Source organism: Blautia sp. Sow4_E7 (assembly GCF_052116245.1).
Taxonomy (GTDB): domain Bacteria; phylum Bacillota; class Clostridia; order Lachnospirales; family Lachnospiraceae; genus Blautia_A.
This window is the reverse complement of the sequence record NZ_JBQKLL010000020.1, coordinates 50,610-63,541: the sequence shown is the minus strand read 5'-3', so window position 1 is coordinate 63,541 and position 12,932 is coordinate 50,610. Positions and strand designations below refer to the sequence as shown.

Genomic DNA, 12,932 nt, shown 5'->3' with positions numbered 1-12,932 from the left:
TGAAAAACTCCAATCTATCAAAAATCGCATGTGAATTATAGTGAATTACTCCAACTCGCAAAGGGCTGGGGTAATTTTATATCTGACCGCATTATTATTTGGCGGTTACTTTTATTTTGTACTAATTAGATGCTAACACTAGATTGACTGGTGTGCGGTTGAAAGATACAGTTACAGGAGAAGAAAACATTATAGAATGTGACGGCCTGTTTGTGAGTATAGGAAGACAACCGACAACAGATTTTTTAGATAATCAGATAGAACTGGATAATAAAGGATATATTGTGGCAGGTGAAAACACTGAAACGAGTATTCCGGGTGTTTATGCTGTAGGAGATGTCAGAACAAAGTTACTTCGTCAGATAGTAACAGCAGTGGCAGATGGTGCTATGGCAGTACATATGGCAGAAGAGTATGTGGAGAAATAATAATCAGAATTTGAATAGTGAATTTTTTATACTGAAATATGTACGATTTCAATAATGACATGAACTTATGGGAATGTATTGCGGATACTTTGTGAACTTTATCCTGATACAATGATTATGCTGATGAAAGAAGGCATAGATAACTGAATACAAGAAAGAGACGAAAGCCTCAGTAGTTAAGAAAAAACTACTGGGGCTTTTTTTCGTGCCTGAATTTTTCAGCCAATAACTGCGGGCGTATCCGGCAGGATAAAGGCGGAGTAGGCATGATTCTAAACAGAGGTCCGCCTTCTGGATTTGAAACGAGCAACAAGATTTCAAATTCAGGAGGAACGGACATGTATATTGAACACCCATATTTTTATGAAGGAAAGTATTACGCAAATATTGATGGAGAAATGATCGAGGTTACAAAAGAAGTTGCGTATGCGATGAACAAATTTTACAGAAGCAGCAAGGCAAAAAAAGTTGAGATCAAGAACGAACTGGGTGAGGTCGTGGATAAGATGCTGCGGGAGGTACCTTACAGCGGTCAGTCCATTGATGGAGAAGTCTTCATGATTGAGGATTTTCCAGATCTGAACTGTGATGTGGAGCACTGTGTACTGACAAAAATGGAACAGCAGGATATTCACAAAGTGATCAACCAGCTGAACTCAGAGGAACGCATGATTATTTATGGCATTTTCTTTGAAAACAAGACACAGACACAGATGGCGGAGATTATGGGGATTTCCAGACAGATGCTGTCATACAAGCTGAAATCCACTCTTAATAAGATGCGTGAAATGTATATGAATAAATTTTTTTAAAAATTTTTCAAAATCTTTTGCATCTGCCAAAGTCATTTGACTTTAGTAATTAGAGGAAGTTAAAGGACTTCCTAAAATGAACCATGATAACTGAATATTCAATAATAACTGATGTGACATTTCATACAGTGAGCACGAGGAAGATGCCGCTATAGGATTATAAGACAAAACAAAGATTTTAGTTCAGTCCGTAATGCTGCGAAAAAGCACTGACCAAAGCCAGCTGGCAGGCTGGTGATGCGATGACATGTATGAGATGCGATACACTTGCAGACCCTGAGAAGTCTGTAACTGGTAAACCTATGAACTGCTGGAGCCTGGAAACGAGAGTTTCCGGGTTGTGGTCCGGAGCGTGCATCCGGGCAGGTTATTATTCCCTTCCTGCATATGCGGGAGTAACGATTCGGGGTATCGAGGATAAATAGAATCGAGCGAGCACTGTTTAATAATCAAATTGGCTATAGAGGTTATGCGGCAGAGCTTTCCTTATAGGAAAGAAACTCTGCCGTATTCCTGTGGAGCCAATATAGCGCTATGGATGCTTTACAAATAAAAATAACAGATTGGAGAGAGGACAAATGACAATCCGAAGAGGAGATATCTTATGGGCAGATCTCGGTATGTTCCCGACAACTTCGGTTCAGGGTGGAGTAAGACCGGTGATCGTAATGAGCAATAATAAAGCCAATACATACAGTTCAGTCATAACGGTAGTTCCGCTGACATCAAGAATTTATAAGAAACGGTATTTGCCAACGCATGTATTTATCAGCAAATATGATATGACGGGAATCCGAAAAGGAAGCCTGGCACTGGCTGAACTGGTTATGAGCATTTCTACGAAATCTATTATTGAGAAATGCGGAAGAGTGAACAAGTGGATCCTGGATCGGGTACTGAAAGCAGTACGGATTCAGATGGGAATGAACGAAAGCGGGAACTGATATCTCTACTTTCGACAATTCAACAGAAAATGACATCATTAAATGTAGATAACACAAAAGAATGGCAATACAGGACGAGCGGTTCTGGTGATTTTTTAGAGACGATTGAATATGATTTATAAAGGGAGGGATTGCGATGGCATTAAAAATTGTAAGAAGATATGACGCAAATGGTAATGTGATCGAAGATAAAGATTTAGAAAGATTCAGATTGGATTCACCGGTGGTTCGTCAGATATTATATCAGATGAATAAAGAGATGGGAGCAGTTGATAATATTAAAATCGAAGCATCTGAAAAAAGAGATTTTGCATAACTTATATTAGAATATAAAATAAGTTGAAATTTCTTCAGAAGGATGGTATAGTGTACTTGAGAGGAGGAAAGATAGAGGTGAGAAACATAAGAATCGGAAAGGATACCTCAAATAATAAAAAAACAGGATTGTATATCAGAGTTTCTACAAATGTTCAGTTTGAAGAAGGATATTCAGTAGGTGCTCAGACAGAGAAACTTGAAAAGTATTGTAATTATCAGGAGATTGATAATTATGATCTGTACATTGATGGTGGTTATTCGGGAAGTAATCTGAACCGACCGGAGATGAAACGTCTTATTAAAGAAATTCAAGAAGGCAAAGTTGAATCTGTTGTAGTTGTTAAACTTGACCGTTTGTCCAGAAGTCAGAAAGACACGATTTATCTTCTGGAAGATGTGTTTGAGGCAAATGGTGTTGGATTTATTTCATTAAATGAAAATTTTGATACAACAACACCATATGGAAAAGCTATGGTAGGTATTTTATCTGTATTTGCTCAGTATGAACGAGAAAATATTCGTGAACGTACACAAATGGGAATTACAGAGAGAATCAAAACCGGAAAATGGCGTGGTACGAAACCGCCGTTTGGTTATGATTATAATAATGGCGATGATGTTCTTATACCAAATAAAGATGCAGAAACAGTCAAAAAGATTTTTGAATTATATAAGGAAGGCTATTCCACGTATGCACTGGCAAAGATGTTTGACCTAAAAGGAGACAAGCAAGTGTCCGATATGTTATCCAGGGTGACATACATTGGAAAGCTCAAATATAATAAGGAAATCGTTGATGGTCTTCACGAACCAATAGTTGATAAAAAATTATTTGATGAAGTTCAGGAATTGCGAAAAACAAGAACAAGATCAACTTCTCATAAATCACAGTATTTACTAACAGGCTTAATATATTGTGGATTATGTGGTGCGAAGATGCGTTATCAAAAATGGAGCGGTGGTAGAGTGATGATTTACTGTTACTCTTTAGATCATAGCAAACCGCACCTGGTTAAGAATCCTAATTGCCAGAATGGAAAGCTGGATGCAGCGGAAGTTGAGAAAGTTGTTGTTAATGATATGCTGAAATTATCAAAAGAGTATGAGACAATTGAAGGGAAATCAGAACAGCAAAATCAAAAGGGATTTGAAGCTATGAACCAGAGAAAAACAGTTCTTGAAGGAAAGCTGAAATCTTTGTATAATTTATATGCATCTGATACCAATAATAATGTCCTGTTAGAGACGATTGGTGAGATTAACAAGGAATTGGAAAATCTGAATACACAGATTGAACAGTACACCTTAAAGAACACAAGAGCTAAAGATATGGCAGCAAGAGCGAAAGCATTCAAAAGTGTTGCTGACAGCTGGGAGTTCATGTCTTTCAATGAAAGACAAAAGACTGTACGTGAATATATTAAGAAGATCAAAATTTCGAATGATTATGTTGAAATTGAGTATAATGATCTTTTGACACAACAGTAAATTACATTTCTATAGTTAATACATCGCAAGGGGATACATCTTCTTGCGTGTAAAATTTCATATATCTTATTCAAGATAATTACCCTATTGGATAAAGGAAATTTCAAAATTTCCACTATAATACATTATCCCAATGATCATTGGAGAGATTAAGCGGTTTCTTCGGGATGATGGAATCCTGAAGGTCAGCCGTTCCATAAAAGAGAACCAATACAGGATCTACAAAATGAGGGAGGAGCTGGAGAAAAAATTAGGCAGGGAACCAGAATTACGGGAGCTTTCTGTGGCTATGGATATGCCAGTGGAGGAGATTGCCATAACCATGGAATCGTCGGCGGAGGTGGAATCTATTTACCGGACGGTGTATCACGGAGATGGAACCGATCTGCAGCTGGTGGACAGGCTTCCAGAGAAGGAGGATCATCAGGAGAAGCTTCTGAACCGTATTTTTCTGGAAGAAATTCTGGAAAAACTGGAGGAAGAGGAACGGCAGCTGATCGGGCTTCGGTATTTCCAGGATATGACACAGACGGAGGTGGCAAAGCGGATGGGCGTGTCACAGGTGCAGGTGTCAAGGATGGAGAAGCGGATACTGAAGAAATTGCGGGAGATGGAAAAGTAGATAAAAGAAGAAAAGTAAAATCATACATGGATGTACTCTGTAAAAAAAGTCAAGAAAGGTGATGCAATAAATAATTGGGAGGGGCAGCAAGGCACCGAAATTTGAAACAGAAATATGGATAATAAACAGGAAAATACCCTGGAAACAGAAACGAAGGAAATCGATTTCTTATATTCTCCAGGGTATTTTATATGCAATTATAATAAGTTAAAATTTAATCTCTTTCCCTTCTAGACGCCACTGTCTGAACTCAGCGGAAGCTGAGAGAAGCAGGTCGGAAGAAGAGTTCAGGGCTGTTTCTACAGAGTCCTGGATAACGCCGATAATGAATCCAACAGCTACTACCTGCATGGAGATATCATCGGAAATTCCGAAGAGAGAGCAGGCCATAGGAATCAGAAGAAGGGATCCGCCGGCAACACCGGAAGCACCGCATGCAGAAAGTGCTGCAAGAAGGCTGAGGATGATGGCAGTCGGGATATCAACGTGGATTCCAAGGGTGAAAGCAGTTGCCATTGTCATAACAGTGATGGTGATGGCAGCTCCATCCATATTGATAGTTGCTCCAAGAGGAATGGTTACGGAATAGGTATCACGGTCAAGACCCATTTCCTCGCAGGCTTTCATGTTGACTGGAATGTTGGCTGCAGAGCTTCTGGTGAAGAATGCGGTGATGGCACTTTTTTTCAGGCAGTGCAGAATCAGCGGATATGGATTCTTGCGGATGCACCAGTAAACCAGAAGCGGATTTGTTACAAAGTAGATGAAAAGCATGCAGCCTACCAGCAGAAACAGAAGTCTTCCGTAGGTGGTGAAAATATCAAGTCCGTTGGTGGATACGGTGTTAAATACCAGGCCGAAGATTCCAAATGGAGCCAGGTTGATGATCCAGCTGACTACCAGGGAAGTGCCGTCTGCAACATCGGCCAGAATTTTCTTGGTGGAATCGCTGGCTGCACGGAATGCAAGTCCCAGAAGAATGGCCCAGGTAAGAATTCCTACATAGTTGGCGTTTACCAGGGAGGATACCGGGTTTGCGACTACATTGAGCAGCAGGTTGTTCAGGACTTCCACAATGCCCTGAGGAGCTGTGGCATCTGCAGCTGCGTTGGTAAGAGTCATCTCTACCGGGAAGATCATGCTGGCAAATACTGCGATCACAGCGGCAAGTACAGTACTGAACATATAAAGGGCAACAACTGTTTTGATAACGCCGCCGTGGGATTTTCCTGCGTTGCACAGTGAACTGAGAACCAGGAAGAATACCAGAAGTGGTGCGATGGCTTTCAGGGCACCTACAAATACATCACCAAGGATGGCAATGCTGGTTGCGCCGGGTGCTGCCACTCCAAGGATGGCACCCAGGATCAGACCGACGACGATTCGCTTTACCAGAGCAATCTCGGTCCATTTGTGCCATAGATTTTTCATTTGTTTCTCTACCTCTTTCCCTCTTTAATTTGATAAAAGATTAATGAATTAATTATATAGTATATAGGGGGACTTCGCAACAAAATATATAAGAATTTAGTGGAAAATGGACAAAATTTGGGAAAATAGAAAAATCAGCTTGTAAAAAGAGAAGAAATGTAATTGCTATGGAGGCGGAATGCGGAAGAAAATAGGAAGGAATCTGAAAAAGAAATCCGGATAAGACGAATGATAAAAGCGTCTTATCCGGATTGGTGAATTCGAAAAATTTATTTTGCAGCGGCCTGTTTACCAAACAGTGTGTTCTTGTACTTGGAAAGTGCGGTGAGAAGCACCATTCCGAAGATTCCGCAGGAAATGACCTCTCCGGTGCCTACAGTAAGCATCATAAGCGGGATCGGCAGATTAACGGAATATCCGTAACGAAGTACGAACGGTACCAGAACGGCGTTGGCTACGATTGGTGGAACTGGTGCCAGCCATTTGCTGCTGTTACGAAGTTTGTAGGTAAATACAGCTCCGATGAGGGTTGCAATACTTCCGAATGCAATATCCAGAGGAATGGCACCGCCAAGCAGGTTGGCCAGGATGCAGCCTACAAAAAGACCGGGAATGGCAGCTGGTGTGAAGAATGGAAGAATGGTCAGGGCTTCGGAAATTCGAACCTGGATCTCTCCATAGCTAAACGGTGCAAATACCAGTGTCAATACAACATAGACAGCCGCGATCAGCGCTGCCTGCACCAGAAACAGGGTACTCTTGTTTTTCATATTCATTTGTCTCCTTTAGTTTTGTTTTACGAGTGGAAGGTCACGAACACTCGATTCATTTTGCGCCGGGAATCGGCGGAAAAGCCGCTTAAGACCTTATTTTTCAGGGCTTTTCAACGGGCATGAGTATAGCACATTTGGGAGAGGAATGCAAGGGGAAATGTGTCCGTACCCACTTTTGCAAAAAGTTATATTTGAGAGCTGCTTTAAGCATATTAAATATAATAAAATTAGATATTGCAATCTATTAGCTATTTCTTTTAATGGAAATGACTTTGGAATTGTGATATAGTGATTATAGAAACGGAGGTGTCGAAAACGGCTGAGAGAAATTATGTAAAACCGGATACCATACTAAAGACGTTTTGGAGAGATAATAACCACTTTGCAGATTTATTCAATGCTGCACTATTTGATGGGGAACAGGTATTAAATCCCCGTGACCTTATGGAAGTGGACACAGATGTATCTTCTCTGGTGAAATTTAACGGACACGCAGAAACCGTCCAGAAAGTGCTGGACGTGGTGAAAAAACTGCATATGGAGTGGACTTTGTGATATGGGGCTTGGAGAACCAGGCAAAATACATTATGCAATGCCCCTTCGGCATATGATCGGAGATTCCTTTTCCTATTTGAAAGAATATAACGAAATTGCGGCGAAAAACAGAGAGGAAAAAGGCTTTGAATCCTCCGATGAATTTCTATCTAATCTTAAAAAAACAGATCGTCTCCATCCTGTAATAAGCCTGTGTGTATATTACGGAGAGAACGAATGGGATGGACCGTTTTGTCTGACAGATATGCTGGAAATTCTGAAAAAACTGAAACCATTGGTATCTGATTATAAAATGAATCTGATTCAGTTAAGGTCAAGCGGATCGCTGTGTTTTCACAATTCAGATGTGGACACTGTATTTGATGTAAGCCGCTCCATCTATGAACGGAATTTTGAAAAAATCAATACGGTGTATAAGGAAAAAGCGATTCCAGCGGAACTTGGAGTAGTAATTGGAGCAATCACCGAATCCCAGAAGCTGATTAACTATGCTTTGAAATCAGAGAAAAAAGGAGAGCAGATTTATATGTGTGGAGCATTAGAGGAATTGGTAAATGAGGGCGTTCAGAAAGGCAGACAAGAGGGAATCCAGGAAGGGCTGATGAAAGGATAGCTGGAAGGAATTTTAGCGAATATCCGAACCTGTAAGAACTTTAATGTCAGTAAATCTGATACAATTAGAAACATTGTAAAAGAATTTTCTCTGCCAGAAGAAAAAGCAACAGAATACGTGGAAAAATATTGGTAAATTTTGAATAGCCAGAACTAAGTTGGTCCAGTCATCAGTATAAATGATGCCATCAATCAATTCTACATGAATAAAATCAGGCAGATTCAGAATATCGTTACAGGTGTATAGACGTTTGGGTGTCATTGACAAACCTCCTTTCTTTGGAAAATATTAACATATAATTATAGTATACTAAAAATATAATTATAATGCAAACGAAAACTGGATACTTAATTAAAAATGAGAGGGTCGAAACTTTTAGGAAAAAGAAGTCTTTGTTTTGGTTTACAAATAAATTATCGCAGGCAGTTACCGAAATACGTATTTACACGAAAATTTGGTGACTGCCTGCGAATCTTTGCGAAGCTGATATTCTGTTTAAAAATTAGTGGATCATTTGCTAACCCTAGCCTTGGTAGAGAGTCCTTTGCTCTTGAGCAGCTTCTTGTAAGCGGAGAGCTTACTCTTTGGAACTCTTACTTTCAATTTCTTATAGTTGCTGTGGCCGGCTTTGGTAAAGGCGCTTTTTCCTACTTTACTGGAAGATAATTTCTTGGTCTGTATGGTGACGGAAGTAAGAGCCTTACAGTCGTAGAAAGCTTTTGCTCCAATGGAGGTAACCCTGGAACCGATTTTTACAGTGCGCAGAGCACTGCAGCCCTGGAAAGCGCTGGAACCGATGCTTGTAATGTTTCCTGAAATGGTTGCCTGTTTCAGCTTACGGCAGTTTTTAAATGCATTAGAAGCAATTGCGGTTACTTTGTAAGTTTTACCGTTGGCTTTTACCGTGGATGGAATTTTGGCTGTGGTAACATTGCGGGAACGCGGTTTCTTCAAAGTAACAGTGGAACCTGATTTATTGACAGTGTAAACATTATAGGCATCGCTGAAGGTTTTAACTGTTGCCTGCGGTGTATTATTGCCATTGTTATTATTATTGTTACTGTTATTGCTGCTATTATTACCATTACCACTATTGCTATTATTGGAAGACACAATCTGGAAGGTTAAGGTAATAGTTCCATAATAACCGTTTTTACCAGTGATCTTCATGGTGGCAGTTCCGGCCTTTATGTTGTTGTCATAAGACACGGAATAGTGGGTGGTTCCGTCAAGCTTCTGGTTTCCAAGCGTGATCGTCAGAGCGGGTGTGATCGGGGAACCTGTATAATTGTAAGATTTCTGTAATCCGGTCACTTTGGCTTCTGTAATATCGCAGGCATAACGGAGACCGTTTTTCTTAGCATAGGTAATCGCATAAGAATTGTATGGGGCGTGGATGGCGGCGTAATTGACATGCTCATTATCTCCCCACCAGTAGCTTCCTGTCCATACAAAGTCATCTCCAATACTGATCACGCTGGCTGGCAATGTGACAGTTCGAAGATTGTCACAGTAAGCAAAGGCTTCTTTTCCGATTCGTTGTACACCCTTTTCAATCTCAACTTCTTCCAAGGCTGGAAGGAAATCAAATGCATTATCTGAGATACTGGTAATACCGGTTTTGATCACAATTTTTTTTACTTTGTTCTGAATGGATTTCCATGAAGTTCCATTTGTAAAGAAATAGCCATACTGAGTGGAAGAAACAGGCTGGCGGTAGTTTTCGTCCTTAGAGATGGAAATGGCACCCTGACCGGAAATGGTAAGAACACCATTCTTAAAACTCCAGGAAGCGTTGTCACCAGCAATCTGATAGCTCTTTTTGGATGCTGTGCCGCTATTGGAATCAATGGAATAAAAGTTTACCGTATTTGCATTGGAAGCATAATAAACAACTTTAGAATCCTTTACAACTGGCTGGCAATCGGAGATTGGAGCTACTGTTGTAAATTCTTTGCTGATGGTGTTGCCTTTTCCGTCTACAAAAAGGTAATGCAGAGTACTGGAAGAAAGGTTGTCGTCATCTGCATATTTTTCGTTTTCCTGATCCACATATTCTTCCCAGGAAATCATGAAACGGTTGTCGCTGATCTTGGTGATCTTTACACCCATAAAGCTTTTTCCGTTGTTGGTAAAGTTGGTGAGCTGGCGTGTCACCGTAGCCTTCTGGGAAAAATCAGATGTAGGCGTGGCAGTGAGGTAAATATTATGCGGGGTATCCTCGGTTACCTGGTCATATTTAGACTGGTCGATGGAGGTTCCAATACATAATACATGATCCGAAGAAACGGCCATGCCGTCTACACTTGCATAACAGTTAAGAGCCCACACGGAAGTACGGGAACCGCCATATGGAAATAGTTCAATGGTAGTCTTCTCAAGGGTATCTCTGTCGTATCTGGAAAGCTTGGTGCAGCGGGAGCCTTCACTTTGCTCCAGAACATACATGTAGTTATCCTTGGATTTAATATACTGGGCAAAAGAGTGCCACAGGTCACAGGAAACGATCTTTCCAGTCATAGAAGACTGATCGACCTGGATCATAAGAAATCCCTGATGCCCCTGTCCGACGGATTCATCCACATATCCCTGATGACCGGTAACGATATAGAGTTTTCCGTTATTTTCACTCATTTCCACACAGCCGTAATCAAATGGGTAACGGACTTCCCCACCAAAAAGATCGGAATTACTTGTAATAGAAGCTGCGCCATTTCGTTTCCAGTTTTTGTCATAGCGGATGACACGGATCACTTCTGCTGTATCGTCTTCTGTAGTGTTGCTCTGTCCTTCTACCAGATAATAGCCGTCAGAGCCAGCATAAAAACCACCCCATAATGGCAGTTCCAGGGCAATCTCTTTTCGGCTTTTGATCTGAAGGCTATTGTCGTAATACTCGATTCCCACAGCTGTTTTCTTATAGAAGACCCGCATGTATCCATCAGAAACGGGAACCAGATCTGAAGTGCGTCTCAAGCTGACATTCAGATTGTCCTGTGCAGCCGGGGTAAGTGAATCAGCTGCCTTTGCAGGCTGGGAAAACACAGTCAGACAAAGGAACAGAGAACAGAATAGAAATAACAAAGCGGTTAATTTCTTTGTCTTTTTCATAGTTTCCTCCTTATTATGTTGTTGAAATTTATAACTATAATGTTATTATAATAAACGACAGAACGATTTGCAATACGACATGAAAAAATCAGGAGGAAAGTAATGAAATATCAAAATCCCATTATTTCCGGATATAATCCAGACCCTTCCATTTGCAGAGTGGGAGATGCCTTTTATCTTGTAAACTCAACCTTCGAATTTTACCCGGGAGTGCCGGTTTATCACAGTAAGAACCTGGTGAACTGGGAACTGATCAATTATTGCCTGAAAGATAAGGAACAGCTTTATCTGGATGGGGCATGGCCATCTGGGGGAATTTATGCTCCAATGCTCTGTTACCATAAGGGTGAGTTTTTTATGACGACTACCAATGTGTCACATAAGGGGCATTTGATCGTACATACCAGTGATATTTATGGGGAATGGTCTAAGCCGGTATGGATTGACCAGGGTGGAATTGATCCTACCTTGTTGTTTGACGGTGAGGATGTTTACTTTGCTTCTACGTCCAGAGACAAAGAGGGCAGAGATGGTATTTTTATGTGCAAAATTGATCCATACACGGGAGAAAAACTGTCTGAGAGCGTGTGCATCAGCTATGGCTGCGGCGGAATCTGCCCGGAGGGACCGCATATTTATAAGCTGAATGGAAAATATTATCTGCTGCTTGCAGAAGGCGGTACAGAATATGGTCATATGGTGACGATGCAAAGAGCAGATTCTCCTTTTGGTCCTTATGAGGCATGCCCGCATAATCCTATTCTTAGTCATAAGGATAATCCGGACGGTTCCATTGCCTGCACAGGGCATGCAGATCTGGAAGTGGATCAGAATGGAAACTGGTGGCTGGTCTGCCTGGGAATCCGGCCGTCCTGTACTCCGCAGCGCGGATTGAAGCTTCACCATCTGGGAAGGGAGACATTCTTAAGCCCTGTAATTTGGGATGAAGAGGGCTGGCCGGTTGTTGGAAAGAACGGAAGGATTGCATTGGAGATGGAGGGACCGCTTCCAGGAGAAATGGTACAGCCTGTCTGCCGGGATTTCGCAGATGATGTCTCAGAAGAGAAATTTAGTCTCCATTATAACTGGGTTCGAAATCCACATATGGAAAATTATGTCCGGGATACTGTCAGCGGACAGTTGATCCTGAAGGGAACGGATGTGACCTTAAATGATACAGATACTCCTACCTGGATCGGGGTTCGGCAGAAGGAGTTTGAGATTAAGGCAGATGTTGTGGTGAGCCTGGAACAAAACGGTGGAAAAGAGATAGATTCAGATCTTGGTCAATGTGAAAAGAATGGCTCCAAGACGAAACGAGCAGGGCTAGGTGCCTTCTACAATCAATTTTATCACTATGAAATTTATCTTACCAGAGAGAGTGGTCAATATAAGGTTTGTCTTGCAAAGCATATTCATGATATGTTTGCAAGAACTGCAGAAGCAGTGGTTGCGTCCGGGGAAAATATTCATCTTCGGATTACCAGTGATCCACTGAATTATGAGTTCTGGTACAGCGAAGACGGAGAGCATTATGAGAAATTGGGAAGCGGCTCCACTGCAGGGCTGGCTACAGAAGGAACTATGTATATGAGCTTTACTGGAACTTATATTGGAATGTTCGCGGAAAATGAGGTGGGATATTTTAGAAATTTTGCAGTGAAAGCAAACAAAAATTAGTTAAAGGAATTGCTATTTTGTGGGTTAAAAGTTCTTCAGGAGGGACGCATTCGGACAATGGGTATTACTCACTCACCGGCGCAACGCTACGATGAACTAATCGCTAACTGCGACTAAGGAGTTCCGGAGAGCCGTCACTCCTAAGTCTCAGTAAGCG

At 41.3% G+C, this 12,932-nt stretch carries 13 protein-coding genes; 10 read left to right on the top strand and 3 right to left on the bottom strand.

From position 1 onward, the window contains the following. Positions 1–158 precede the first annotated feature (158 nt). The 7 genes from ACTQ50_RS12140 to ACTQ50_RS12110 all read left to right on the top strand — a co-directional run bounded on the left by ACTQ50_RS12140 (position 159) and on the right by ACTQ50_RS12110 (position 4,612). Positions 159–428, top strand: a complete 270-nt coding sequence (locus tag ACTQ50_RS12140) for an NAD(P)/FAD-dependent oxidoreductase (RefSeq protein WP_441484427.1) — start codon at positions 159–161, stop codon at positions 426–428. Positions 429–766: 338 nt separating this feature from the next. After that, on the top strand, positions 767–1,240 hold the full coding sequence (locus ACTQ50_RS12135) for a sigma factor-like helix-turn-helix DNA-binding protein (RefSeq protein WP_441484426.1): 474 nt from the start codon (positions 767–769) through the stop codon (positions 1,238–1,240). A gap of 242 nt (positions 1,241–1,482) precedes the next feature. After that, positions 1,483–1,665, top strand: a complete 183-nt coding sequence (locus ACTQ50_RS12130; RefSeq protein ID WP_349123182.1) for a hypothetical protein — start codon at positions 1,483–1,485, stop codon at positions 1,663–1,665. 153 nt (positions 1,666–1,818) lie between these two features. Then, positions 1,819–2,184, top strand: a complete 366-nt coding sequence (locus ACTQ50_RS12125; protein WP_441484425.1) for a type II toxin-antitoxin system PemK/MazF family toxin — start codon at positions 1,819–1,821, stop codon at positions 2,182–2,184. A gap of 136 nt (positions 2,185–2,320) precedes the next feature. Further along, positions 2,321–2,500: a hypothetical protein gene (locus tag ACTQ50_RS12120; RefSeq protein ID WP_441484424.1), complete on the top strand. Its 180-nt coding sequence runs from the start codon at positions 2,321–2,323 to the stop codon at positions 2,498–2,500. A 77-nt stretch (positions 2,501–2,577) separates the two neighbouring features. Then, entirely contained in the window at positions 2,578–3,990 is a 1,413-nt protein-coding gene (locus tag ACTQ50_RS12115) for a recombinase family protein (RefSeq protein WP_441484423.1), read from the top strand. Positions 3,991–4,123: 133 nt separating this feature from the next. Then, entirely contained in the window at positions 4,124–4,612 is a 489-nt protein-coding gene (locus ACTQ50_RS12110; protein WP_441484422.1) for a sigma-70 family RNA polymerase sigma factor, read from the top strand. A gap of 207 nt (positions 4,613–4,819) precedes the next feature. Here ACTQ50_RS12110 and sstT read toward each other — a convergent pair whose 3' ends face one another. Beyond that, complete coding sequence (gene sstT / locus ACTQ50_RS12105) at positions 4,820–6,043, bottom strand: serine/threonine transporter SstT (RefSeq protein WP_441484421.1); 1,224 nt, start codon at positions 6,041–6,043, stop codon at positions 4,820–4,822. A gap of 269 nt (positions 6,044–6,312) precedes the next feature. After that, positions 6,313–6,813: a QueT transporter family protein gene (locus ACTQ50_RS12100; RefSeq protein WP_441484420.1), complete on the bottom strand. Its 501-nt coding sequence runs from the start codon at positions 6,811–6,813 to the stop codon at positions 6,313–6,315. 291 nt (positions 6,814–7,104) lie between these two features. On the opposite strand from ACTQ50_RS12100, the gene ACTQ50_RS12095 reads away from it, so the two are divergent. Continuing rightward, complete coding sequence (locus tag ACTQ50_RS12095; protein ID WP_441484419.1) at positions 7,105–7,371, top strand: hypothetical protein; 267 nt, start codon at positions 7,105–7,107, stop codon at positions 7,369–7,371. Between the two features lies 1 nt (position 7,372). Then, positions 7,373–7,984, top strand: coding sequence for a hypothetical protein (locus tag ACTQ50_RS12090; protein WP_441484418.1), 612 nt, complete (start codon positions 7,373–7,375; stop codon positions 7,982–7,984). A gap of 510 nt (positions 7,985–8,494) precedes the next feature. Here the strand turns inward: ACTQ50_RS12090 and ACTQ50_RS12085 are convergent. Beyond that, positions 8,495–11,095: a leucine-rich repeat protein gene (locus ACTQ50_RS12085; RefSeq protein WP_441484417.1), complete on the bottom strand. Its 2,601-nt coding sequence runs from the start codon at positions 11,093–11,095 to the stop codon at positions 8,495–8,497. Positions 11,096–11,197: 102 nt separating this feature from the next. Between ACTQ50_RS12085 and ACTQ50_RS12080 the strand changes: the two genes are divergently transcribed. Then, complete coding sequence (locus ACTQ50_RS12080) at positions 11,198–12,775, top strand: glycoside hydrolase family 43 protein (protein WP_441484416.1); 1,578 nt, start codon at positions 11,198–11,200, stop codon at positions 12,773–12,775. Positions 12,776–12,932: the final 157 nt, after the last annotated feature.

Excerpts from the sequence above, each read along its gene's own strand:
- ACTQ50_RS12135 (WP_441484426.1), top strand. The coding sequence starts at position 767 with ATGTATATTGAACACCCATATTTTTATGAAGGAAAGTATTACGCAAAT.
- ACTQ50_RS12130 (WP_349123182.1), top strand. The coding sequence starts at position 1,483 with ATGACATGTATGAGATGCGATACACTTGCAGACCCTGAGAAGTCTGTA.
- ACTQ50_RS12125 (WP_441484425.1), top strand. The coding sequence starts at position 1,819 with ATGACAATCCGAAGAGGAGATATCTTATGGGCAGATCTCGGTATGTTC.
- ACTQ50_RS12120 (WP_441484424.1), top strand. The coding sequence starts at position 2,321 with ATGGCATTAAAAATTGTAAGAAGATATGACGCAAATGGTAATGTGATC.
- ACTQ50_RS12110 (WP_441484422.1), top strand. The coding sequence starts at position 4,124 with ATGATCATTGGAGAGATTAAGCGGTTTCTTCGGGATGATGGAATCCTG.
- sstT (WP_441484421.1), bottom strand. The coding sequence starts at position 6,043 with ATGAAAAATCTATGGCACAAATGGACCGAGATTGCTCTGGTAAAGCGA.
- ACTQ50_RS12100 (WP_441484420.1), bottom strand. The coding sequence starts at position 6,813 with ATGAAAAACAAGAGTACCCTGTTTCTGGTGCAGGCAGCGCTGATCGCG.
- ACTQ50_RS12090 (WP_441484418.1), top strand. The coding sequence starts at position 7,373 with ATGGGGCTTGGAGAACCAGGCAAAATACATTATGCAATGCCCCTTCGG.
- ACTQ50_RS12085 (WP_441484417.1), bottom strand. The coding sequence starts at position 11,095 with ATGAAAAAGACAAAGAAATTAACCGCTTTGTTATTTCTATTCTGTTCT.
- ACTQ50_RS12080 (WP_441484416.1), top strand. The coding sequence starts at position 11,198 with ATGAAATATCAAAATCCCATTATTTCCGGATATAATCCAGACCCTTCC.